Here is a 23967-nt window from a genome sequence, read left to right on the forward strand (position 1 = left end):
AGAATTTGATTTTTAAATATAAGAATGGTCTAAATTGATCCATAATCTAAGGATCAATTTAGAAGAATGCGTTGCATTTAGGTTGGTTGTAACTCAGTCATTGGCCATCTTGGTGTTGTCGTCACCGCCAAACCATCATGTTGCCCTGCTTTTAAACGTTGATATCCAGCAAAGGCAATCATGGCGCCATTGTCTGTGCACAATGCGGGCTCGGCATAATAAACATGTGCCTTGATCTTTGCCAGTGAAGTTTCTAATTGTTCACGCAAACGCAGATTTGCACTGACACCGCCAGCAATCACCAAACGTTTTAAACCCGTTTGTTTTAAAGCTTTCACTGATTTTTTAGCGAGTGTATCTACAACTGCCTCTTGGAAAGATGCAGCCACATCCGCATCACGATTTTCTTCACCTAACTTTTTCAGTTGTACTGAAACTGCAGTTTTAAGACCACTAAAAGAAAAATCCAAACCTTGATGCAATATTGGTCTTGGGAATTCAAATGCTTTTGCATCACCTTGCAAGGCTAACTTCGCAATATTTGGACCGCCCGGATAAGGCAGCTTCATCATTTTTGCGACTTTATCAAAGGCTTCACCCGCTGCATCGTCAATCGATTCACCAAGCAATTCATATTGACCGATGCCATAGGCCGCCATTAATTGAGTATGCCCACCTGAAACCAATAAAGCCACAAACGGAAATTCCGGTGGAGTTTCCGAAAGTAATGGTGCAAGCATATGACCTTCCATATGATGCACACCAATCGCAGGTTTATTAAATGCAAATGCCAAACTGCGGCCAAATAAAGCACCTGTCATTAGTGCGCCCATCAGTCCAGGACCACGAGTATAGGCAACTGCATCAATTTCTTGTTTTTTGACACCACTTTGCTCAAGCAGTTGATTAATCAAAGGAATCATCTTGCGAACATGGTCACGTGAAGCCAATTCAGGAACGACGCCACCATATTCGGCATGCAATTTAATCTGGCTATATAGAACCTGTCCACGTAAGCCGAGCTCGCTATCATAGAGTGCTAACCCAGTTTCATCACACGAAGTTTCTAAGCCCAAAACAATCATTAAACTGCCTTTACAACGATCAAAAGTAATATCTGAGCTATTATAGACTTGTGATCTGAGTTGTAAATGAGTAAAATACTGACCTTCACTTGCGATCTAGTGCAATAGTGCGTTAGATCTTATCCATCATCTTAGAGGATTTTACATGCCACAAGTTAAGTTGAAAGAAGGCGAACCAGTAGACGTAGCTATCCGTCGTTTCAAACGTTCATGCGAAAAAGCGGGTGTTTTAGCTGACGTTCGTAAGCGCGAATTCTATGAGAAACCAACTCAAGAACGTAAGCGCAAAAAAGCTGCTGCAGTTAAGCGTTATCAAAAGAAATTGACTCGCGAATCTGTACGTACTACTCGCCTTTACTAATTAATTTGTGATTGACTGCTGAAGAGACTATGAATACTTTAAAAAACCAAATTACTGACGTGTTAAAAAATTCAATGCGTGCCAAAGATATGGCAACAGTAACGGTTATTCGTGGTGTACAAGCAGCAATTAAGCAAATCGAAGTCGATGAGCGCATTGAGCTTGACGATGCTCAGGTTCTTGCGGTCATTGAAAAGCAAATTAAACAACGTAAAGAATCGATCAAGGCCTTTTCTGGCGCTGGTCGAGATGATTTAGCTAGTAAGGAACAAGCCGAAGTTGAGGTTATTTCTCAATTTCTACCAGCAGCTATGACTGAGGAAGAACTTGATTCCATCATTGAGCAAACGATTGCTGCTCAAGAAGCTACTAGCATGAAAGATATGGGTAAGGTGATGAATTCTCTACGTCCGATCATAGCCGGGCGTGCCGATCCTGCACAAGTATCTGCTAAAATTAAAGCAAAATTAAGCTAAGCCAAAATTTTAATGCTTACTTTTGTGTTAGTTCCAAACACTTTTTTGTCTTACTAGATCTATTTATATTTACTTACAGATCAGCAAATTTAAGTAGACTGATAAATAAGATCTGAAGAATATGCGTATATTTCGCCTTCTTCTACGCTGTCCATACTATAATACAAAATTAAATTTCCCAATTCTGAAGATACGACTCCACTCGCTTTTTCTATATGACATTCACCTAAAGCTACATATATTCTGACAGTACTATATCCAAGTAGACAATTATTTTGGTAAACAATCGCTTCAATCTTAAAATCTATTTCATCTATACAACTCTTATTTGTGACTTTTTCGCCCACATCATCATAATTTAAAACGATAGTTTTCGCTTTTGATTCTTTTAAGAAACCCACCAAGTGGCCTCTTACATCTTTAAATACAATTTCTTCTGTAAAAATATTTTCAAGCTGTTCTGATATCACCATATTATTTAAAATCACACTGAACATTATATTTCGCAAGCATTTGCATTTCTTTTGATTCAACCACCTGCTTGATTAAATCCTGCTTGCTCATGTTGGCATATTGCGTTGGTAATGATGAACGATTTTGTTCAATCGCATCAGACATATCCTGAATATAACGCTGATTAATCTGACAGTACTTTGCTTGCTGCTCAGGCGTAAATTGTGACGTTTGTGGATTCAGACTCCGTAAAAAGCTGCGGATATCCTGTGCATATACACCACGAATTTTATCCACTGAGTTTGCATATTGCTCAATCGATGCTGCTGAGCTGATCCCCACACTGCTGATCGCAAAAATAAAAACTAAAATTTTCTTCATAAATGTTCTAACTTCTCAGCAATTGCTTACGCACGTCATCTTATCTTAATTCAATAAATTTTGGTTTATGCTCCAGAAAAAATTCTTCCTTCGGTGCGGGTATATTACCTTCTGTCACAGTGCCTAGGCGTAAACGAATTACATCAGGCAAATCCTTTCGATAAGAATAGAGCGGACTGGCACAATTTTGACAAAATACACGCGCCTTGTTAACTGTATGAAAATATTCTTTCAGTTGCTCTTGCCCAGAAATTAACTCAAATTTGCTTTGCTCAATCGGGCTGTTCCACCCTGCAATTGAACCTTGTGCCTGTTGGCAATGACTGCAATAACATAAAATGCTGTTTTCAATTTCTGCATGATATTGATACTGCACAGCACCACACAAACATTGCCCTTTGATCATAACAATTTTCCCCTCAGTTTTATAAATATAAGTCGTCTTTAAGTTTTATGGTTTGATATAAGTTAAATAAGGCTCTGCTTTAGTTCAAGTATTTCACCAGCAAGCCCATCATAATCTTTGAACGCTGTATGAATGAATCCCTGACTTGTTAAAATTTTACGTGATGCGATATTGTTAGGGTCAATAATCGCAAATATCCGATGAATTGAATTTTGCTTTTTGGCATCACTCAGTAGCTGTTGACTAACTTTACGAGCTATACCTTTTCCCCAATAACTTGGTAAAAGCATATACCCCAACTCAACCTCATTGTCATTCAAGTTTTTGATTTCCAATTTCGCTAAGCCTATATATTCATTAGTATTCACATCTAATATTTTAAAATGACCAAATTTCGGATGTAATCGATTATTGACGATAAGCAACTGAAAATCTTTCATCGCCTCTTCTTCAGGAATCGCTCTTTCTGTAATCATCGCCATAACTTTTTCATTTCCAACCAGTTGGTAATAAAGCTTAAAGTCATGCCTATGAAATTTTTCTAGTTTGATTTCCATATCGTTATTACTCTTTCTAAACTGAATACGTCTCAGTAAATATCAACTAAGGAAGTCGATTACAGTCGCATACGGCGTTCATCTTGCATCTGTTTTAAACGCGCATCAATCTTGGCTGACATGGCTAAATTCCCTTTCGCCAACCGTTGTGCGTGTAACATCGATTTAATTGCATTTTCTTCGTAACCCGACCAATACTCTGCCTCTGCACGATAACCCAATACATTGACTGCTTGTAATGGTGAACTCTTATCTAAATTGGTGGCTTGTTGCAGTAATTGCCAGCCTTCTATATCACGCTGGTTTTTGTGGATAAAGCGTTGTACCAAAGTTTGTGCCTGTGCAACTTGCCCTTGGCGAATCAAAACTTCCGCCAACTTATAGGACAAGGCTCTATTCTCCGGCATGGTCTTTTGAATCGGATTAATTGTGGCATAGGCCTGATCTAACTTATTTTGGCCCAAATAAATATCAGTTTGGATCAAAGGAATCAGCACATGATTCTTGAGTTTCGGCTTTACTAAATCCAAATTGGCCTGTGCTTGTGCGTAGTCACCTTGTTCAAGATAGAACTTGCTCAATGCCAATTGTGCAGCTGTATTTTTTTGATTTGCCATTGACTGTAATTGAAGTTCAGTGGCCTGACTTGAAACCACTAAGGTATAGAGTTTTAAAATTTCAAAATCGAGATCGTAAATTTTTGACTTCACTTTCGGTAATTGATTAGCACGTAAACGTGCTTCGCTCATCCGCTCAGTGGTTAAAGGATGGGTAAACCAGAAGTCTGGTAAAAAGCTAACACGACTGGTGGCACGATGCATGGTTTCAAAATAATCTGCCATACTCTGTGGGTTATAACCTGCAGCATACATAAACTGCATCCCGATACGATCCGCTTCACGTTCCTGATTACGACTATAACTCAACTGCTTATCCATCAATGCCGCTTGGGTCCCCATCATTACCGCTGCACCCGCATTGCCATCGGCTTGAGATGCAATGGCAGCCCCAACAAGAATCCCCGCCAATGCAAGCAAACCTTGCCCCTTAAATGCTTCTTGAGAGCGGCTATAGTGTCGCTGTGCAACGTGTGCAATCTCATGCGCCATAACCCCAGCAATCTCATCCAGATTTTTAGCTGAAGTAATCAAACCTGTATTCAATGCAAATAAACCACCAGGAACGGCAAAGGCATTAATTTGAGGATCTTTAATAATCACCAAGCCAATCGGTTGACCAAGTTGAGTCTGACTTAAAATACCTGAAAAGACCTGCAAGAACTGATCCTCCAACCATGCATCTTGCACCGTTGGCATTTGACGATGTACTTCACGATAGACTTTTTCGCCAATAAATTTTTCTTTTTGTTGATCGAGTAAACCTATACCGCTGCCAATTTCAGGCACTTCTGTTTGCCCAGCACTATGCGCAGGCAAAAAAACCTCAGTGTGACTCAGTTGAGTTGTGGCGAAAAGGCCACAGGCGAGCAGGAACGATCTCAAGTGGTTTCTCTATGATTTTAATAAAGAAATTTAATATAGCATTGAAAAAAGGAGAAATTTGCAACAAAGTGTTATAAAAGGCAGGAAAATCCCGCCTTACTTTATGATTTTTGAAATCGACTGAATTACTCTGCCGCGACGTAACGCTGATCTACACTAAATTTCTCTGGGAATTTCGCATTGATCGTGGCATAAAAAGACATGATCTCGGTCATATCCTTTTCATAATCCCCTGTAGGATAAACAATTTTTCCTACACCTGTTTTTTTCTTGGCATAGTCCATATACGCAAGTGCAATCGGTACACCCGCTGTTATTGCCAAATGATAAAAACCAGTTTTCCATTGCTCTTGTTTAGCACGCGTTCCTTCTGGAGTCACTAGCATGACTAACTTAGGGTGCGTCTTAAATAAATCACTCATCAGCTGAACCATACTTGGACGTTCTTGACCTTCATGCTTGGCACGACGATCAATACCGATCCCCCCCATTGCACGCACAAAAGGACCAAATGGCAATTTCATATAACTGTCTTTGATGGTCAGGCGCACATTAACACCCAAGGCTTTCAATGCTAAACGGGCATATAAAGCATCCCAATTGCTGGTATGCGGGGCCGCAATCATGACGCATTGGTCAATATTTAAATCCCAATGATTGTCAATTTCCCAGCCCATTAAACCCAAACTTTGTTCAGCTAATTTCTCGAACACCAGACACCCCAAGACGAAGTCACAAAGGGCGCAAGTGTACCAATATTAATCAATTTAAAAAGATGAGGCCGCACAATAATGCAGCAATCAAATGATCAGCATTGTAAGCAATTATTCAAACTTCGGATTCACTAAATAGCGAGGTGTACGATCTTCTAATGCATCAATCAAATTCTGATAGGCAAGGTTGACCATCTTCTGACGTGTTTCAGCAGTTGCCGAACCGATATGTGGTGCAGTCACGGCATTTGCTAGCTCAAATAATGGAGAACTTTGTAGTGGTTCCTTGGCATACACATCCAAACCTGCGGCAAAGATTTTATTTTGCTGTAATGCTTCAATCAATGCATGTTCATCCACCACCGAACCGCGAGCAATATTCACAAACACTGCATGTTTCTGCATTAAATCAAACTGTTCTGCACCAATCAGTGCTTTAGACTCAGTATTCAAATCAACGGCCACTACAATGAAATCAGATTGCTGCAATAACTGATCTAAATCACGATACTGTGCATTGAAGGCCTGAGCCACCTCAATCTTTTCACGGCGATTATGGTACAAAACATTCATATTGAAACCATAAAAACCACGACGGGCAATCGCGGCTCCAATATTACCCAAGCCAATAATACCAAGGGTTTTGCCGAAAACATCTACCCCAAATTGTTCCGTCGCAACGGTACGCTTCCACTGCCCTTGCTTAGTCCAAGCATCTAATTGTGGAATCTTACGTGCGGCACTCAGTAACAAGCTAAAGGCTAGATCGGCTGTGGTTTCCGTTAAAACGTGTGGCGTATTGGCAAGCCAAATTTTCTTTTGATTGAGATAGGCGACATCATAATTATCATAGCCAACCGACACGGTCGAAATAATTTTAAGTTTTTGTGCAGGTGCTAAGTTGCTTTCATTGAGTAAACGCCCTGCACCTATCATGGCATCGGCATCAACGACTTCGGCCCGAATCTGTTCATTGATATCACCAAGCTTAGGATTGAGCACCACCACCTGATAATCTTGCTGTAACTGCGCTATCACGTCCTGATCTATTTGGCTGAATACAACGACTTTCTTCATGATTCGATTTCCGTTCTTTATTGCATGAGCTGCCACAATCGTCTTTTCAAGACAGGTTGAGCCAGCATTTCTTCTAAACTCGCTAAATGTAATATATTAGAATGCTGAATAAAGTCCAGTTGACCTAAGCATAATATCTTTCTGCCGCTTGCAGTAGCATCCAGAAAGCCTTGAATATAGGATGGTAGTCCTCTGCTCTCTTGAAATGCAGCCAAGGGAAATGGCCATTTCAACTCTGCGTATTGACCCAATCGTGCCTTTTGAATATTTTGCCAGAGCTGCCTTTGTGCATCGCTGAGCTGACTGCTTTCCAACAAAATGGCACAGTTTTCTAAAACATACATTTGCAGTTCAAATGCCTGAATCTGCGTTGTAATAACAATCTGTTCTTTTTCAACAACAGCTTCTTTTACAACAGGCTTGGCAATAATTTCTGTAGGCTGAGGAATTTCTTTTTCAGTGATCGCTAATGTTGGTCGCGATGCAACTTGAATTTCTTTTGGCGTTGGTACGACATCTAATATCGGTGTCAACGGTTGCGAAGCTTCTTCAACAATTTGATCTCGCCATAGGTTCGGTGCAGTATTTTTTTGACATACCACTTCTCTAGGAATCCAAACATCTATTCCTAAAGTTGCCAATATGTTTCTTTGCTGCCCGATCATGCTACCTACTCGTTGTCTTGACTCACAGTGATTTACAACACTGTAACCTTGCATAGTCTAGCATAAACCAAGTCCTGCTAAATGACTTCCTTTTGCTCAATCACATCAATACACATTCAATTCTCGTTCGTTTAGGCAAATATTCAATAACAATAGGCAAGTTTTCATTCATCGACTTTTAGACAATATTTCATCATTTTGTCGCTTTTAGTTTTTATTAATATCGTATCGAATGCTCAAATGAAAAGGTTGACTCCATTTATGCTTATTCTTTTTGTTGCGATCGCCGTGGCCCTGCTTATTGCAGCGAGTGTTATATATGCACAACAACCCTTATTCGGTAGAATCCCTTCTGGTGAACGACTACAAGTCATTGAAAGCTCTCCCAACTATCGCCAAGGTCAATTTCGAAATTTAATTGAAAAATCAGGCATGAGCGAAGGCTCTAGTATTGCGGTTGAACTCTATAAAACCTTTATTAAAACCATTCCTCATCGTAATCCGATTGATCCCATTCCTTCCATTAAAACCAATCTACTTGCTCTTGATCCAAAACAAGATGTCATGATCTGGTTTGGACACTCATCGGTATTTATGCAGTTGCATGGTAAAACCTTTTTGATCGACCCTGTTATGAGTGGCAAAGCCTCTCCTTTCCCTTGGGGCACACGCGCCTATAAAGGGACTGATATCTATCGGGTTGAGGATTTACCTGAGATTGATTATTTGCTGATTTCGCATGATCACTATGACCATTTAGATTATGAAACGGCACTTAAACTCAAAGACAAAGTTAAATACGTGATTACTGGTCTAGGCGTCGGTGAACACTTTGAATACTGGGGTTATCCCAAAAATAAACTGATCGAGCGAGATTGGGGTGATCGAATCGAGTTTGATGATGGGATTAGCATTATCACTGAAACCACCCATCATGATTCACGACGTGCCTTTGATGGTGGTAAGAATTTATGGGTTTCTTTCGTGATTCAATCCCCGAATAAAAAGATTTTCTACACCGGTGATGGTGGTTATGACAAGCACTTTGTCGAGATTGGACAGAAATACGGTCCCTTTGATTGGGCATTAATGGAAAATGGGCAATATGACGCCGCTTGGCGTTCAGTACATTGCCATCCTGATGAGGTTGCCCAAGCCACTGAAGAACTGAATGCGCGTAATATGATTCCTGTACACCATTCAAAATTCAGTTTGGCCAAGCATGCTTGGTATGAACCGATTACCCGTATTGTTGAATATTCAAAAAGCAGAAAATATCGCCTTGCGACGCCGATGATTGGAGAATTGGTTGAGCTGGATAATGAACAGCAACCGTTTAAACAGTGGTGGAAGAATATTCGCTAATTCAATCATAATTGTTATATCAGCCTCATTTCGATGGGGCTTTTTTATGGATACTGCAAAAATCGACAAGCTCATCAAATTAGGCAAACAACTGAGCATTTCAGGTCAATCCTTTTCGTATTTTTAAGCTTAAATAAAATCATCAAAGATCAAGAAAATGACATTCACATGTGTTTTCTTGAATGAAAAAGTGAAATAAAGGTAGTTCAAAATGAAAAAAGTATTAATTCTTGGCGCATCAGGTCAAATTGCTCAATGGGTCATTAACATGTTAGCCAACGAGCCTGAACTGACTCAAACGCTATTACTCCGTGATGCAAAAAAATTAGGCACTGATTTGCCGAACAATGCAAAAGTCATTGAAGCGGATGTTTTAGATCTGGAAAAATTAAAACAGATCGTCCAAGGTCAAGATATTGTTTATGCCAACCTTGCTGGTGAATTAGAACAGCAAACACAGAATATCATTGAAGCTATGCACGGCGCAGGCGTTAAACGTATTATTCTGATCAACTCCTTAGGCATTTATGATGAAGTCAAAGGTAAATTTGGTGAATGGAATCGCAATGAAATCGGCAAATACCTTGGCCCATATCGTAAAGCAGCAGATTTATTAGAAGCCTCTGATCTGGATTATAGTATTTTGCGTGCGGCGTGACTCATGGATGAAGATGAAATTGACTATGAAACAACGGAACGCCATGAGCATTTTAAAGGCACGGTCATCTCACGTAAAAGTGTCGCTGCCTTCGTGGTGAAAATTATTCAAACGCCAGCATTAGCCTCTAGAAAAAACTTAGGGCTCAATAAACCACACTCAGATGCCGATCAACCTTATTTCATCTAAATATGAAAAAATCGGACAAACAGGCACCCTGCGTGTCCGATCCTACCAAGTCTCGGTAGTAAGGGGTATTTTTTTAAACAGCAACCTGTTGGGCTTTTAGATGTGCATCTTTTAATGCATCCACCTTTAAAGCAGGAATATCCAGACCTTCCGCATAAACGAAGCTCACTTCATGAATCCCCATTAAGCCTAAAACAGACTGTAGATAAGGCGTTACTGCATCCGTCACTTGCCCAAGGTGAATACCACCACGGCTGCTCATCACGATTGCCTTGACACCTTCAACCAGACCTTGAGGATAAGTTTCGGTATATCTAAAAGTATGGCGGGCACGCGCCACCAAATCGAACCAGTTTTTCAACTGTGTTGGCACATTCAAGTTGTACATCGGCGCGCCGATCAACAATAGATCCGTTGCTTTAAGTTCTGCAATCAACTCATCCGATAACTGGACAATCTTTTGTATCGGCGCTGCAACGTGTTCTGCACCACGCAGTGCATGGAAAATTTCAGCATCCAGTACAGGTAAGTTAAGCGTGGTTAAATCACGAATGATTACTTCATCCTGTACGCCTGCTTCTGCACGTTGTTTTAAAAATGCATCGATCAAACGGCTCGTCTGTGATTGATCACCCATAATGCTTGATTTCAATACCAACACTTTCGCCATGTTTGTTCTCCATATCTTGATGGAGCTATCTTACTATTACATTTTAATCGCCAGTAGTGATACTATTTCAGTGAATTGATTCCAAAAATTCTACAATCATGCAAACTGAGCTGAGTACGATTTCAATCTTTGTGACGGTGGTCGAGGCAGGAAGCTTTAGCAATGCTGCTGAACAACTACATCTGACCCGCTCGGCTGTGAGTAAAAGCATTGCGCGTTTAGAACAACGTTTGGGCGTGACTTTATTTAAGCGTACTACTCGAACCCTCAGCTTAACAGCCGAAGGTACGCTGTTTTATGAGCACAGTCAGCGTGCTATTGCAGAAATCCATGCCGCTGAAAGCTTGTTGGATCAGGGTAAAATCAGTGCAACGGGCTTATTAAGAATTTCGGCCCCAGTTCTGTTTGGACAACTCTATGTTGCCCCAATGATGATTGAACTGGCGCAACAGCATGCTGATTTGCAGGTAGAACTCTCTTTTAATGACCGAACTGTCGATTTGGTCGAAGATGGTTTTGATTTAGCTATTCGTATCGGCGCTTTACCAGATAGCCATCATTTGATTGCGAGAAAGCTAGGCGATCATCGGATGCTACTCTGTGCCACACCCAAATATCTACAGCAATCAGGCACAGTGAAGGACTTGGATGATCTACAACAGCACACGGCCATTGCTTATCCTTATTCTGGGTCCCCACCGAAATGGCATCTTCAAGATAAAAACAAACAACTGTATGCCATCAAACCCAAAGCAAAATTGCTGTTAAATGATATGCAGGCGATTAAAAATACAGTGTTATTAGATCAAGGAATTGCATGGCTTCCTGACTGGCTGATTCATAAAGAACTACAGGATGGCAGTTTAGTTCAGGTATTGGCAGAGTTTTCCAGTGTCGATTTCCCGATTCATGTGGTTTGGCCTGCTTTAAGCTATATGCCACTTAAAACGCGTTTAGCCATTGATCTGTTGGTCGCGGTATTCCCATCTCAGCTCAGTGCCAATTAACCACCCATCTATACAAAAATCATTATCCAATCTTTAAAACTTGATCCCAATTAGTCAAATAACTTGGTGATTTATGATTTTGCGTCATACGCCATGCCCTCCCATGAGGGGTGATTAAACGCCCCAACGTCATGGTGTCCCGTCCGAACTTTTCATTAATTCCATCGAAAGTTGTAGAGAGGTTACGACGAGCAATCAGTTCATCGGTATCATGAAATAAATCCACAGCATGGCTATGTTGCGGAATGATGTCTAACAAGATCACTTGCGCTTTTTTATAACGATGCCCAGCTTGAAAAATGCGATCAAGCCCCTGCTGTACCGCTTTGATAATCTCTAAACGATCATCACTGTAGTCAGGCAAATAGACGACCGTATAAGGTCGATAATACTGATCCTTATTAAAGCGGTTAGTACGAATACTTACCCCAACCGCCTTACATAATAGTTTCTGATGGCGTAAGCGCTCTATGGCACGTAAACTAAATTCAGTCAGTGCGCCACTTAAATCACTTTTCTCCTGAATCGGCTGTCCAAATGAACGACTACTCAACACCTGTTGACGGTCTGTCACAACATCCTCAAGTTCTAAGCAAGCCATACCTTGTAATTCTTTGACGGTATTTTCCATCAGCACTGAAAAATACTTTCCCATCATTTTTGCATCTGCTTGCAGCAAATCCATCACCGAGTAGACATTCATTTTTTCCAAACGTTGTCGAATCTTACGACCCACACCCCACACTTCCCCTACGGGCATATGCTGCAACAAATCTTCAATCACGCAGGGATCTTCAGCAACGATATTACAGACACTATTAAAACAGGCATGGGTTTTGGCGAGATTATTGGCGAGTTTTGCTTGAGTTTTGGAATAACCAATCCCGATACAGCACGGCAAGCCTAACCAATTTTTGACGGTATCTAAAATCTGATGCGCATAAGCAGTAAGATCATAACTTTGTTGATAGGCGGTTAACTCTAGAAAACATTCATCTATTGAATACACTTCCTGCTCGCATGGATCGACAAAGCTGCCCAATATATTCATGAAACGGCGCGACATTTCCGCATACAAGGCATAATTACTTGAAAAAACTTCGACTTGATGCCGTTGAATAATCTCTTCAATCTGAAAAAAAGGCACAGCCATCCGAATACCGAGCTGTTTCGCCTCATAAGAACGGGAAACCACACAACCATCGTTATTGGACAACACCACCACAGGACGATTTTCCAGCTTTGGATTAAACACGCGCTCACAACTAACATAGCAGTTATTTACATCAATCAAAGCAAAAATACGTTGTGGCAGACTCATGGGCTTATCTCATCGGTTTCAGGTTATAGGTCACAACACCCCAGATCAGTAACTCTTGTCCCTCGCTAATATAAATATTCTGGTAGTCAGGATTCTCAGCTTTTAACCACACTTTAGGTGGGCTGAAATGGTGATCAACCATTAAACGCTTCACGGTAAAATCATTGTCAATCAAGGCAATTACAATATCCCCAGATTTGGCAGGAAGACTACGATCTACCACCAAAGGATCATCGATATCAATGCCTGCATCTAACATTGAAAGTGAATTTGCTTTCACAATGAAAGTAGAATTTTCGTTACGAATTAAAAATTCATTTAAATCTAAAGCTTGTTCAACATGGTCTTGGACAGGCGACGGAAAACCGGCGGCAACACGTTCCGTTGCCAATGGAATGTGATAAAGTCGATCATTCTTAGCTTGGACATTCTGTATTTTCATTGATGTCGTCAAATCAGTTTGAGTACCAGTTTTGACATTATTCAGTAACCAATTTTTGATGAAATCAACTTGAGATTCGGGAACACGGATGACTTTGGTCGGCTCAGTGAACTGTGCCTTCCGCCCAGCATTGCTTCTTGCCCCTCCATGCTCAAATTCAGTTTTTTTGGACATAACTTCCCCCTACCCAAGCTTAAAATACTTTCAAATAATTTAACTTGAAAAAGTTACAAATTCAAGTTGACGTACAATTAATTTTGCATAACAATGAATCCATAGATCAGATTTTAGCTTGTTTAACTTAGACAAGGATGTATAAGACAAACTAAAATTAATGTTTTAAATGAATGACTTATCTTATTTTTACTCAGCTCAAAAATGTTAAGCCATTGATCTAATTCATTAATCTATTTGATCTCTCAGCAGTTAAGTTTTATTCAAATATTTTTGATGTGGAGACATGAAAAATGAACAATCGACGTGATGCTATTCTTGGTTATGCTGACGAACAACATGCTTTCTTTATTCGCCTGATCGAGAACAATACTGTGTTAGGTGATAGCTACGGACTATTTTGTGACAACCAAAATAGTGAAGCCGCAGAAAGTATTATGACCACACTTTTTTTAAAGAAATCTTTTTGGTTAAATGGTTCAGAGTTTAATGACATTGTTAAAGGTCTTAACCCCATTCATTGATAAAAACATATCGATTCAATATGACCTTGCGCTATAAAAAGAGCTTGTACCATGATCTCACTCAACAAGCTCTTTATTTTCAACTTAAATACGCTTCAACTTGTACATTATTTTAATACTCTCAAATAAAAACCCACAGATTGCAATCGCATCAGTGGGCCTTTTTATAAGGTTGAATCATCGGTTTAAATTCAGATAAATCTTTTGTCATTCACAGGTGCAACCAACTTATAAATTTTACCGTCAGTATCACTTTCAAAAAGTAAGTCAATATTCGGAAAAATGATATTTCCTTCTACTTCAATATGTTCAACCCGTTTAAAAAAAGGAATATCACGATCTTCTAAATCATTCAGCTGTGCAACGACAATCGATTCGTTTTCTTCTTGGTCCTTGACGATGACTGTAATCTTATCCATAACAGTTCTCCCAATATCTATAGGTTCATAGGACTATGGGAAATTTTCGATAACTTGTCGATAAAATCGTTGTAACAAGAGTTATAAGTATTATCTTTTTATTGTTTAAACCGCTAAGCCATTGAAATTAACTTTTAATTTATAAATTCCGTTAATATTTAATTAACCATCGAGTTACATTTACGTTTAAAACGTTTCAAAATAATTCACCTCTCGTCATCATTTAAATGAGCGGTAGATCTTTTAAAATATTAGTTTCTGAATTGCCAGATCGTATTGAGAAATTTTTGCTCTGTGCCCCAAGGGGTAATATGTAGCTCTATCTCGTGATGTAGCAATATAAAATCCTTGTCCAGTTTGTGACTCAACTTAGCCAAACTATAACGCTCTACCGTTAAGCCACTACATTGTGTTGGCCCATCTTCAGCAAAAGTAGACAAAATCAGATATCCGCTTGGCTTTAATGTTTGACGTAGATTGTGTAGATATTGTTCCTGTTGTATCTCTGTCAGCATAAAATGAAATACCGCACGATCATGCCACACATCAAAAAATTGAGACGCAAGTGCAACCGTACACACATCTGCAACTAACCAATGCACATGGCGACTGTCTAAGCTCTTTGCAGTTAACCTTGCACGGGTTATATCTAATGCAGTTTCGGATAAATCAAGCACATATAAAGATTGATATCCAGCTTCAAGCAGATGATCAATCAAGAGAGAGGCGCCACTGCCCACATCAATCAGCTTGGCATGCAACGGCACATCCAGAGATTGCATCAACTCAATTGTTTTACTTGGGTGTTGCTGATACCAACTCACTTGGTCAGCTTGTTTGGATTGATACACTTCTTCCCAATAATTTCTGCTCATTTGAGTTCCTTCTCAGCGCTAATCGGACACTCCAGCATCAGCGAAATGAAAAATTATCTGGTGATTATGGCACTGGCGTGAACAGCTTGATAGCTACAGAATTAATTTGTCCCCAGACATCAAATAAAATCTACTTCTGTGTCATCACATTGGATATTTCTTTCTGATTTTTGGTTTTATCATCGGGCTGTTCACGGCTCTCTTCTATTTCATTTTTTAACTCAAGGTATTGTCTAGCATCTTCTCGACGATGAATCCCACCTAATTTCAAAGCCTGAGTATCAACTTCTTCATCAATATCTGCTTTTTTCGTAGACTGTTTAATCAGAGAATCCTTGCTTTTTTGTAATGCTGAATGAATAGGAGCAACTCGCTCACCCTGCTGTTCCACTGGTAGTTCAGTTGCAAAAATCCCCGTTGATGCGATCAGAACAGACATCAAACCTAATGTTCTTCTCATGCTCAAGCCCTAGCTTGTTTTTAATTTTGATGCTTTATCTTAACATGTGTGCTTACGCTTATTGCTTTAAATCTTATCCCCCAATTTGCAGCATTTGAGCTTTTTTCTTAAAAGAGCAAGTCCAATCTTTGCCATGCTAACTGGCTAGAAGTATCGCTCTTTCACAATTTTTGCGAAATAATTCACTTCTTTCAAATGACGCTGATCAGCATAAATAATGCCTACATTAACACTAACATTAAAATCTTCGAGCGCCACAATTTCAAGGTCAGAGTTAAATGCCGAGTGCTGATCTATAAACGGCTTTGGAAAAATCCCCAAACCATCTCCATTTAAAATACTGTGTAACTGCGGTTCTATCCCGAAGATTTCTTTATTGGCATATAGGAACAACTTTCGTTCCTTTAGTTCTTTATTTAAGCATTCTCTAAAGCAACATCCTTCAGGGTGGATCACCCAACCTTTCTTACTGCATCGCTCCAAACTGGTATGTTCTTTCACGCCAGTTCTGGCCGAAACCACGACTAAAGGTAAAGTCCCAATGTTCAAGAAAGATAAATGGTTCGCAAGATTAAGATTGGAAGGAATCATCACAATGGCAAGCGGTAACTCACTCTCAGCGACTCGCTGAATTAGACTTCGCCCCCAACCACTTTGTATCTCAACACCTGTCAAATAATGGTCGTGCTTATACCTTTCATAAATATATTCAGAGAGATCATCCACCAAGGTAATTGGAACACCGATGCTCACTTTTTCTTGATTTGGAAGAACCTCTTGCTGATGAAAATACTCTAATTGTTCCATTTGCTCGAGGATATAACGACCTTTAAAGTATACCTGCTCTCCCAAATGCGTAAGCTGCAAAGGTCGGCTTTTACGATTGAATAGCTTTCCTTTTAGTTTTTTCTCAATATTATTGATGCGTTTGGTTACCGTAGATTGATCAATACCTAGCTTTTCTGAAGTTACAGTTAAAGAAGAGTTTTCAACAGCATATATAAACGTTTCTAAATCTTTAATTTCTAACACTTTAACACTCATTCATCTGTTGTTCAGACGCGTTCCAAATCAATTCCATCACTGGTTTTACATTTCAGCATAATGCATCACATGAATTTGCCTATTCAGACCAAATCATCAGACTCGATACAAACTCCTGCTTCAACAGAAAAGCCCTTATTTTATCTGACCATATGGCTACCAGTTCCCCCGACGATGATTGGCTACCCAACGATACATGCCTTGAATATTCGGTATTTTCATCGTACTGAAACCGATCCAGTCCTGAACTTCGGGGCTAACTTTGACATTACGATAGAGCTGATCCCACGACTGTCCTGCACGAACCAAATCCAAAACTTGTTGATGCAAGTCGACAATATAATGACGCAATGCGATCTGATCTTCACGTGTGGCAGGGCTATAATGTCCAACATCAATAAAATCGACATCTTGCTTGATCACCCAATCCAGGCTATCAATCCAGCCTGTGTAATAAAAATCTAAAAAATCATTGTATGGCATGCTTTTACTTTCACACACATCGGTACATTGCAGTGCTTTATATTTTGGAAACAGTACCATGACCATACTGTCTGAATGGCTCGGTGCAACGTAATGTAATAAAACCTCCTCGCCCCCTAAACTAATTTTCATGTCCTGATCAAAAACGCGATCTGGTAATGCTGTGGCTAACTTCTCCCCCACGATCGGTTCAAGACTACGTTGATTAGCAACAATAGTTGCACCATCTGCTTTAAAGATTTGCCCACCACTGATATGGTCCGCATGTGCATGGGTATAAACCACATATTTTACAGGCACATCAAAACGTTTCTTGATTTCATCTTTTAGCCATGTCGATGTGCAGGTCATCGCTGGATCAATCACCAAAGCACCTTCTTTAGTGATCAAAACTAAACCGCTATGTACGGCTAAGCCTGCACCCGTAGTATGTCGGTACAGATTACCTCTGACTTGCGTTAAGCTTCTTGGATTATCTGGACAGGATGCCGCGGTAAAATCCGCTAACACAGCACGATTCCGATAGATAGATTGATCTACGGCAATCCCATTATCTTTCGCAAAAACAGGGCTTAGAGGCAATGACAGCAATAATGCTACAAAAAATTTATAGCTCAAAAATACCCTAATTATTTGATTTTTAAACGTGCTCACCGACAAACCCTGCATAGATTTCACGGAGATCAATCTAACAAGTTCAGGCCTCTGACAAAACCCACAAAATCCACAATATACTGTCCTAAAATTAGCAACAATAATGGATTGGGCCGCCATGCAAAAACTGGATGATCTCTTATTATTCGTTGAGGTGGTCGAGCATGCTGGATTTTCAGCTGCGGCACGTGATTTAGGCGTACAGCGCTCTAAACTCAGTCGACATATTGCAGAACTGGAAAATAGAATTGGTGTCCGTTTATTACATCGCAATACCCGAAATGTTGTTCTGACGCCAGCAGGTGAAGAAGTCTATATTCATGCAAAAGCATTAAAACAAGCTGCACAAAATGCTTTTGCGGTTGCAACAGACCTTGCTGGCGACCCTAAAGGGACATTAAGAATCGGATGTTCCTCAACATTTGCACAAGAAGCATTGCTGCCTATTCTTGATTTGTTCTTACAAAAATATCCTAAGATACGCCTGATCATCAACACATCAGATCACAATATTGATTTGATCAGTGCACAAGTCGATCTGGTTTTTCGAATCTCTTCCAAACTCCTCAATGACTCGAGTTTAATTATTCGCCCTGTCTGTGATTTACCGATGATACTGGTTGCCAGTCAGGATTATATGAGTGATAAAGAAAAAATTGAGCTTCCAGAACAACTCAAACAGTTAAATTTCATTGCTTTAGGCGTGCAAAAGAACCTAACTTCTCAGATATTCACCAGTCAAAATAATGACTTAAATACAGTATTGCTCGAGCCTTATATCAGTTGTGGCAATATGTCAGTACTTAAATCGGCTGTGCAACAAGGCATGGGAGCTGCTGTTCTGCCCTGGTATTTATGTGCTCATGAATTGAATTCTGGCCAATTTGTAAATGTCTTTAAACCTGATTCGCCATGGTCACCTCAAGCATCTTTAGTGAATGCACTTATACCAACACGAGAAAATATTTTATTGGCAACAAAACTCTTTTTAGATTTTTCAATTCCGCGATTACGGCACACACTACATCCAGCATTAAGCGACTAAGTAGTTCCTTTTTTGATCCCAGTCATCCCCAATAATGTTATTTAATATCAAAATGCTATTATTCTTATTAGTCATGGAGGGAACAGCTACATTTTCCGAACATATTATAAATAAAATCAACAGGTGCATCGATCGGATATACATCCCGATCAAGTAAGTAAAAAATTTCTCCTTCATCCAATATGGTTAAAATTTTGTTTTTCCGTTTTAAGATAATGCCGTGTTTTATTATTTTCTGAATTTCTTCTGCATCAATTTTAAACTGATAAAAGAAAACAATTTGGCCTGTTTTCAAATTATCTGGGTCAATTTTTTTGTACTTTCCACAGGTCAAGCAAATCCATTTTTTCATTATCAATGCTCTGCAAAAAGCTCCCTTTATTGTATAAAAAGCATTCACTGAAAAATTAACATCAAAGCATTAAAAAATTATCATTTAGTGAAAATTTAAATATTTAATCATATTAGGACATTGTTATATTCTAAATGAAAAGTACAGATGCTTAGATACTCCTTCACATCTGTACCCGCTGGATAAATGCTAAAATTCACGCTAAATACGACTCTTTACGACCACTAGAATCGCTGTGAAATACTGAGCTTATAATCACGACCTGTACCGGTCATATATTCACCTAAATACATTTTATAGTCTCGATTAAATAGATTGTCGATTGAGAAATTTAAAGTAGGCCCTTTTTCTCCAACAGGTTGCCAATCCGCATAAATACCATGCAGTGAATATCCTTTAGTTTTGGGTAATGAAAAAGAGGATGCTGCAATCGATTTATCATTATCAGACAGGCTACGATCCTGTTTAGCAACAAATATCCCTCGCCAGCCCATTGTTAAATGATGCTCAGGCACATTCACACCTAAGGTTGCTGTTGCTTTTTTCGGAGGGATATCCGTCATCCATGTTTTTTGTTCAAACCATGGGTTTACAGGTGAATTATCACGTTGACCACGGATATAAGAATAGGTTAAACCTGTGAACCAAGTCGGCTGATTGTAGAAAATCTCGGCCTCATAGGCTTTGATGGTATAGTCAGTGACATTACGGTAAAAGCCATGCTTATAGTTTCCATTACAGTCATTAATGCTGCCATTTCCACCATTGGCATTATTTTCCGCTTGTGCCTTACAAAAGGTTGATCGATTGCGGAAAATTTCATCGCCCCCCCGATTATGGTGATAAGTCAACCGGACTTGCAGATGGTCTTGTTCTGAAAAAATATCATCAAAATTCATTTCATTGCCCAGACGGATCGCCAACATCTTTTCAGGCAATAAATAGCGACTGGTTGATGGCACAGAGGTCATTGCCGATTGCACATAATATTGCTCATCAACACGAGGGGCGCGCCATGTTTTACTGATATTGGCAAACCAAGTGAGATAATCTGCTTGCTTCCACGCCAAGGCCAAACGTGGTGACCAGCCTGTATAGGTCTTGCTGGAATAATCATGCCCTGCACTTGGGTCATTATAACGTGATGCTCGGTTTGGATGACCTGTATTGGTAATATGATCATAGCGAAGCGATGGGGTAATCGTGAAATTATCAATCTGGTATTGATCTTCTACAAATGTACTCAACATTTGCTGTTTGCCTGAAGGCATATAATTTGGCTCATAATAACCAAAATTATAGTCTGGTTTTTTGGCGTTGTTCTTATCATAGATGAGTGAGTTCTGCTCCATCTTTTGATATTGTGCCCCAACTTTTAATTTATGTGTGCCATAGTCAGTTGTAATATCACTGATATTACTAAGCTTAAACGCTGTATTGGTATAAGTTACCCAGCTTTCATTGCCCAGTGTAGCCGCCGATCCAGTCACGCTCGGTAATCTTTGATCATGTTGATCGGTCTTTGAATACGATGCTGTTGCTTTTAAATTTACATAAGGATTTGATTCAGGATTTAATTCATATCCAACTGAATAGCTGCTATCGTTTTGATCGCGATAGACCAAACGACGTTTCCATGCCTCCTCATATCCATATTTTTTAATATCCGCTTCTGTTGGAACGGCATCTTGATCACGCATTGCTGCAAAAGGTTCCCAGCCCTTATGCCCACTTTGCATCGCATTCAAACTAATTTTTTGGCTGTCTGTCGGATGAAAATTGAGTTTGGCCAAATACGTATCCTGCTGCTGCGCAGAATACAAAAACTTGCTGCCATCAGGGCGTTGAACATCGCCACTATCTCGATTGGTATAGTAGAACATCCCATCCATGACACCATTTTCACTCTTTCCATACACAGCACCTGTATAGGTATTTTGTGAATTATTGGAGAATCGCGAATATTTCAAAAAAGCACCGATATTTTTATCATCAACCAATAAATCAGCGGCATCCTTGGTTTCTAAGGTGACTTTCCCTCCAAAACCACCATTTCCAACTTCAACATTATGTGGACCTTTATCGACCGTAATTTTCTTTAACAGTTCGGGTTAAATAAACACTGAGCCTTGTCGATATTTATCGAAACTTTTAACCGAGTCATCCAAGGTAATCGGAACATCCTCAACCCCGCCCATACCAAGGATATTAATGGTTTGCCCACCTGGTCGCGGTGAACCTGCCGAACCCACACTTGGCATATGGTCCAGCAATTGTGCAACATTGTTGGCTTGATAACGGTCAATGGCCTTTTGATTTAACACACTCTGACCAAACTGGATGGTATCTTCCTTATCCGCCTGTACAACAATTGGCGTCATTTGATAAATTTGATTCTGAGCATTGCTCTTAGACAATGTGTCTTGTACGGTCGGTACTTTTGTGACGGTGTTTGCCAGAACAACCTTGGTATTATCTGCATAAACAGGTATGGTCGAGGCATACATAGATAAAGCAATAGCCAGTACAAGAGGCTTAATCACCTTTGTTTGAGAGGGAGATTGGGACATAAACTTCACCAGAAGATAAAAATCATCAGCAACCTAAACGAGGTCCTAAAATAATCGACGTCTTAACGATATAAAAAATAATAAAAATTAAGCTTCAATAAAGCGCTTGCAGCAAACGCCAAATCATTCAGACTGCAAACCTAATTGACTAGCGTCTGACAGCAGTATGACGTCGCTCTGTGGAGAACGACGATGAATCAACTGCTGTCGAGGAGGATTGAGGGAAGGTATCTCATTCAATTCAATAAAACGACACAAACAATATTGATTATCACTTGCATTTAAATAAATGTAAATGGATCGATAGAATTTTTAAGACATCTAAAATGCTCTCATCCGTTGTACTGCAATTGTTTTTGTTTCAATCATTGAAGTAGAGATTAACTATTTTCAGAATTTGATTTGTGCCCCACTTATGATGCTTTTGATATATAGCCAATAAGTGATGATTAGGACAAGTATTGGCTAGATGGCCTAAAGTTGAACCTCCTACACAGCAACATTGCAGTAGGAACATGCCAGAATCAAGAACGATGATTTAAAATTTTTTTCTTCCGATATTGTAACGGACTCATCCCAGTCCATGACTTAAATGCCCGGATAAAAGAGGTCTGTTCTTGGTAGGCCAATAACATTGAAATGTCCAGAATGCTCAAATTGAGATCGGCAAGATAATCAAAAGCCAAATCTCTACGAACCTGATTCAATCTTTCTTTGAAGGTATATCCTTGCTGCTTTAATTTCAGTTGAAATATCCGAGCTGGTAAGCCCAATTTATTTGCAACCTCCTCCACGCTGATATTCCCCTTACTTATAGCTTGAATAATTGTTTTCTGTATTAACTCATCAAAAAGATCAAGCTTAGGACGTTTTGACAACAATACATTTGCCTGCTTAATTAAAATATCATTTAACACAGGATCAGCATTAAAAACCTCTAAATCAAGGCTGGTCATGGAAATATATATTTCAACATCTTCACTTTCAAACTCGATAGGACAGCCAAAAAAATTTTCGTAGTTATAAAAAAATTTGGTTTTCTCTGTACTAAAACTGACTTTTTTCACTTCTATTCTATTCGGATGTACTAATTGATCTAAAAGTTTATAAAAAACCCCCATTAATAATTCATCTACCAAATGATTATTTTTAAGATAAGGGTCAAATCCCCACCGAATGACAATAAACTGATCGGAAATAGACATCTTTGCAGGCTTAGCCTCACAAAAGAGCCTTTGGTATTTTATAAATACATTTAATACATCTAATATATTTTCACATGATGAAGCAATATATCCTAAAATACCAAGATGTTTAGGTTGAGTATATTTTGATATTTCTAGTCCAAGTGTTGGTTTAGTCTGTTTTTGATTAATTTCCTCTAATAGTTCAATCCATTCCCCGATTGGAATCAGTTCACTTGTTTTATAATCACTCAAATATTTTACATTTTTAAGATTATTTTTTACACAAAAATTAATCAACAAATTAAGCATCGAACTTGATATTAATTTAACCTGATTAGGATGACTCAAAACCATTGCTCCCCACTCATATCATATCTAAAAGCCCACCTCAGAGAAGGAATCAAAAAACCAGTTACACAAGTACATTATTTAATCGACCTTAAAAATTAACGATAATCCAGTTTTCCATTTTTCATACTAATGCGGCAAAAAATCCATTTTTTGTGATATCAATCACAGATAATGCTCAAAATCTACTTTAAAATTCAATAAAAAAATTATCATTTCTATAAAAAAACTTATCATTTAAAGGAAAGTTTCAAGATTGCAAAAGTCTCTTCACGAAAGGGAGAGTTAAAAGTGATTTTTTATTCAACAATTAGATTTTTATATTTTTTATATTTCATTTTTATCATCTACATTATTTCATATTTATGAATACTGACTATTTTCAAAAAATTTTTAATTATTTTAAAGCGCTAAAATGACGACACACCGCCTCAATTTGGTGCAAAAATTTATAACATATCAAGACCGATTAAAGTCCTGTTTATTCCCCTATACGATAAATTC

Annotated in this window: 25 protein-coding genes and 2 pseudogenes; 7 read left to right on the forward strand and 20 right to left on the reverse strand. The window is 39.1% G+C overall.

All coding sequences use genetic code 11. The annotated features are described in order from the left end of the window. Positions 1–77: 77 nt before the first annotated feature. Positions 78–1085, reverse strand: coding sequence for a tRNA (adenosine(37)-N6)-threonylcarbamoyltransferase complex transferase subunit TsaD (gene tsaD / locus MN869_RS18660; RefSeq protein WP_005202586.1), 1008 nt, complete (start codon positions 1083–1085; stop codon positions 78–80). A 145-nt stretch (positions 1086–1230) separates the two neighbouring features. Between tsaD and rpsU the strand changes: the two genes are divergently transcribed. Both rpsU and MN869_RS18670 read left to right on the forward strand, forming a co-directional pair. Then, entirely contained in the window at positions 1231–1446 is a 216-nt protein-coding gene (gene rpsU, locus MN869_RS18665) for a 30S ribosomal protein S21 (protein ID WP_004652785.1), read from the forward strand. 29 nt (positions 1447–1475) lie between these two features. Continuing rightward, positions 1476–1922, forward strand: a complete 447-nt coding sequence (locus tag MN869_RS18670; protein ID WP_004808327.1) for a GatB/YqeY domain-containing protein — start codon at positions 1476–1478, stop codon at positions 1920–1922. An 89-nt stretch (positions 1923–2011) separates the two neighbouring features. Here the strand turns inward: MN869_RS18670 and MN869_RS18675 are convergent, their stop codons facing one another. The 8 genes from MN869_RS18675 to MN869_RS18710 form a co-directional block, all read right to left on the reverse strand. After that, positions 2012–2419, reverse strand: a complete 408-nt coding sequence (locus tag MN869_RS18675) for a hypothetical protein (protein WP_005202585.1) — start codon at positions 2417–2419, stop codon at positions 2012–2014. Then, positions 2397–2756, reverse strand: a complete 360-nt coding sequence (locus MN869_RS18680) for a hypothetical protein (protein WP_005202584.1) — start codon at positions 2754–2756, stop codon at positions 2397–2399. Before MN869_RS18680 ends, MN869_RS18675 begins: the two co-directional genes overlap by 23 nt. A 40-nt stretch (positions 2757–2796) precedes the next feature. After that, on the reverse strand, positions 2797–3162 hold the full coding sequence (locus MN869_RS18685; protein WP_005202582.1) for a GFA family protein: 366 nt from the start codon (positions 3160–3162) through the stop codon (positions 2797–2799). 62 nt (positions 3163–3224) lie between these two features. Then, a complete protein-coding gene (locus tag MN869_RS18690) occupies positions 3225–3719 on the reverse strand; it encodes a GNAT family N-acetyltransferase (protein WP_005202581.1) in 495 nt (164 codons plus the stop codon). Positions 3720–3778: 59 nt separating this feature from the next. Then, complete coding sequence (locus MN869_RS18695) at positions 3779–5221, reverse strand: M48 family metalloprotease (protein ID WP_026057491.1); 1443 nt, start codon at positions 5219–5221, stop codon at positions 3779–3781. A 125-nt stretch (positions 5222–5346) separates the two neighbouring features. Next, a complete protein-coding gene (locus MN869_RS18700) occupies positions 5347–5934 on the reverse strand; it encodes a 1-acyl-sn-glycerol-3-phosphate acyltransferase (protein ID WP_005202579.1) in 588 nt (195 codons plus the stop codon). Positions 5935–6045: 111 nt separating this feature from the next. After that, positions 6046–7011, reverse strand: coding sequence for a D-glycerate dehydrogenase (locus MN869_RS18705; RefSeq protein WP_005202578.1), 966 nt, complete (start codon positions 7009–7011; stop codon positions 6046–6048). A gap of 17 nt (positions 7012–7028) precedes the next feature. Continuing rightward, entirely contained in the window at positions 7029–7676 is a 648-nt protein-coding gene (locus MN869_RS18710; protein ID WP_005202575.1) for a hypothetical protein, read from the reverse strand. Positions 7677–7937: 261 nt separating this feature from the next. Here MN869_RS18710 and MN869_RS18715 point away from each other — a divergent pair, with 261 nt between their 5' ends. Together MN869_RS18715 and MN869_RS18720 are read left to right on the forward strand one after the other, a co-directional pair. Then, the gene (locus MN869_RS18715) at positions 7938–9041 is read left to right on the forward strand and encodes an MBL fold metallo-hydrolase (RefSeq protein WP_005202573.1); all 1104 of its coding nucleotides are present in this window, start codon (positions 7938–7940) and stop codon (positions 9039–9041) included. A gap of 211 nt (positions 9042–9252) precedes the next feature. Further along, positions 9253–9888: pseudogene (locus MN869_RS18720) on the forward strand (SDR family oxidoreductase). Positions 9889–9961: 73 nt separating this feature from the next. Here MN869_RS18720 and MN869_RS18725 read toward each other — a convergent pair. Further along, positions 9962–10558: an NAD(P)H-dependent oxidoreductase gene (locus MN869_RS18725; RefSeq protein ID WP_005202570.1), complete on the reverse strand. Its 597-nt coding sequence runs from the start codon at positions 10556–10558 to the stop codon at positions 9962–9964. A 98-nt stretch (positions 10559–10656) separates the two neighbouring features. On the opposite strand from MN869_RS18725, the gene MN869_RS18730 reads away from it, so the two are divergent. After that, entirely contained in the window at positions 10657–11565 is a 909-nt protein-coding gene (locus MN869_RS18730; RefSeq protein WP_005202569.1) for a LysR family transcriptional regulator, read from the forward strand. Positions 11566–11587: 22 nt separating this feature from the next. Here MN869_RS18730 and MN869_RS18735 read toward each other — a convergent pair whose 3' ends face one another. Both MN869_RS18735 and umuD read right to left on the reverse strand, forming a co-directional pair. Continuing rightward, positions 11588–12886: a Y-family DNA polymerase gene (locus tag MN869_RS18735; protein WP_005202568.1), complete on the reverse strand. Its 1299-nt coding sequence runs from the start codon at positions 12884–12886 to the stop codon at positions 11588–11590. Between the two features lie 4 nt (positions 12887–12890). Beyond that, positions 12891–13502 (reverse strand): translesion error-prone DNA polymerase V autoproteolytic subunit, encoded by a 612-nt coding sequence (umuD, locus tag MN869_RS18740; protein WP_005202567.1) that lies wholly within the window; start codon positions 13500–13502, stop codon positions 12891–12893. Positions 13503–13795: 293 nt separating this feature from the next. On the opposite strand from umuD, the gene MN869_RS18745 reads away from it, so the two are divergent. Next, complete coding sequence (locus tag MN869_RS18745; RefSeq protein WP_004652770.1) at positions 13796–14026, forward strand: hypothetical protein; 231 nt, start codon at positions 13796–13798, stop codon at positions 14024–14026. A 191-nt stretch (positions 14027–14217) separates the two neighbouring features. On the opposite strand, the gene MN869_RS18750 is transcribed toward MN869_RS18745, so the two are convergent. The 5 genes from MN869_RS18750 to MN869_RS18770 form a co-directional block, all read right to left on the reverse strand. Further along, positions 14218–14445 (reverse strand): hypothetical protein, encoded by a 228-nt coding sequence (locus MN869_RS18750; protein WP_005202565.1) that lies wholly within the window; start codon positions 14443–14445, stop codon positions 14218–14220. A 251-nt stretch (positions 14446–14696) separates the two neighbouring features. Next, entirely contained in the window at positions 14697–15320 is a 624-nt protein-coding gene (locus MN869_RS18755) for a class I SAM-dependent methyltransferase (protein WP_005202564.1), read from the reverse strand. A 130-nt stretch (positions 15321–15450) separates the two neighbouring features. Beyond that, positions 15451–15780, reverse strand: coding sequence for a hypothetical protein (locus MN869_RS18760; RefSeq protein WP_005202563.1), 330 nt, complete (start codon positions 15778–15780; stop codon positions 15451–15453). A gap of 144 nt (positions 15781–15924) precedes the next feature. Then, positions 15925–16824, reverse strand: a complete 900-nt coding sequence (locus MN869_RS18765) for a LysR family transcriptional regulator (protein ID WP_005202562.1) — start codon at positions 16822–16824, stop codon at positions 15925–15927. 156 nt (positions 16825–16980) lie between these two features. Beyond that, the gene (locus tag MN869_RS18770; protein ID WP_026057490.1) at positions 16981–17961 is read right to left on the reverse strand and encodes an MBL fold metallo-hydrolase; all 981 of its coding nucleotides are present in this window, start codon (positions 17959–17961) and stop codon (positions 16981–16983) included. A gap of 118 nt (positions 17962–18079) precedes the next feature. Here MN869_RS18770 and MN869_RS18775 point away from each other — a divergent pair, with 118 nt between their 5' ends. Further along, complete coding sequence (locus MN869_RS18775; protein ID WP_005202560.1) at positions 18080–19006, forward strand: LysR substrate-binding domain-containing protein; 927 nt, start codon at positions 18080–18082, stop codon at positions 19004–19006. Between the two features lie 67 nt (positions 19007–19073). Here the strand turns inward: MN869_RS18775 and MN869_RS18780 are convergent, their stop codons facing one another. The 3 genes and pseudogenes from MN869_RS18780 to MN869_RS18790 form a co-directional block, all read right to left on the reverse strand. Then, positions 19074–19358 (reverse strand): hypothetical protein, encoded by a 285-nt coding sequence (locus MN869_RS18780; RefSeq protein ID WP_005202559.1) that lies wholly within the window; start codon positions 19356–19358, stop codon positions 19074–19076. Positions 19359–19582: 224 nt separating this feature from the next. After that, positions 19583–21928, reverse strand: a pseudogene (locus tag MN869_RS18785) (TonB-dependent hemoglobin/transferrin/lactoferrin family receptor). Positions 21929–22452: 524 nt separating this feature from the next. After that, positions 22453–23469 (reverse strand): AraC family transcriptional regulator, encoded by a 1017-nt coding sequence (locus MN869_RS18790; RefSeq protein ID WP_005202556.1) that lies wholly within the window; start codon positions 23467–23469, stop codon positions 22453–22455. Positions 23470–23967: the final 498 nt, after the last annotated feature.

This window comes from Acinetobacter sp. NIPH1876, from assembly GCF_022808535.1.
Classification (GTDB): Bacteria; Pseudomonadota; Gammaproteobacteria; order Pseudomonadales; family Moraxellaceae; genus Acinetobacter; species Acinetobacter higginsii.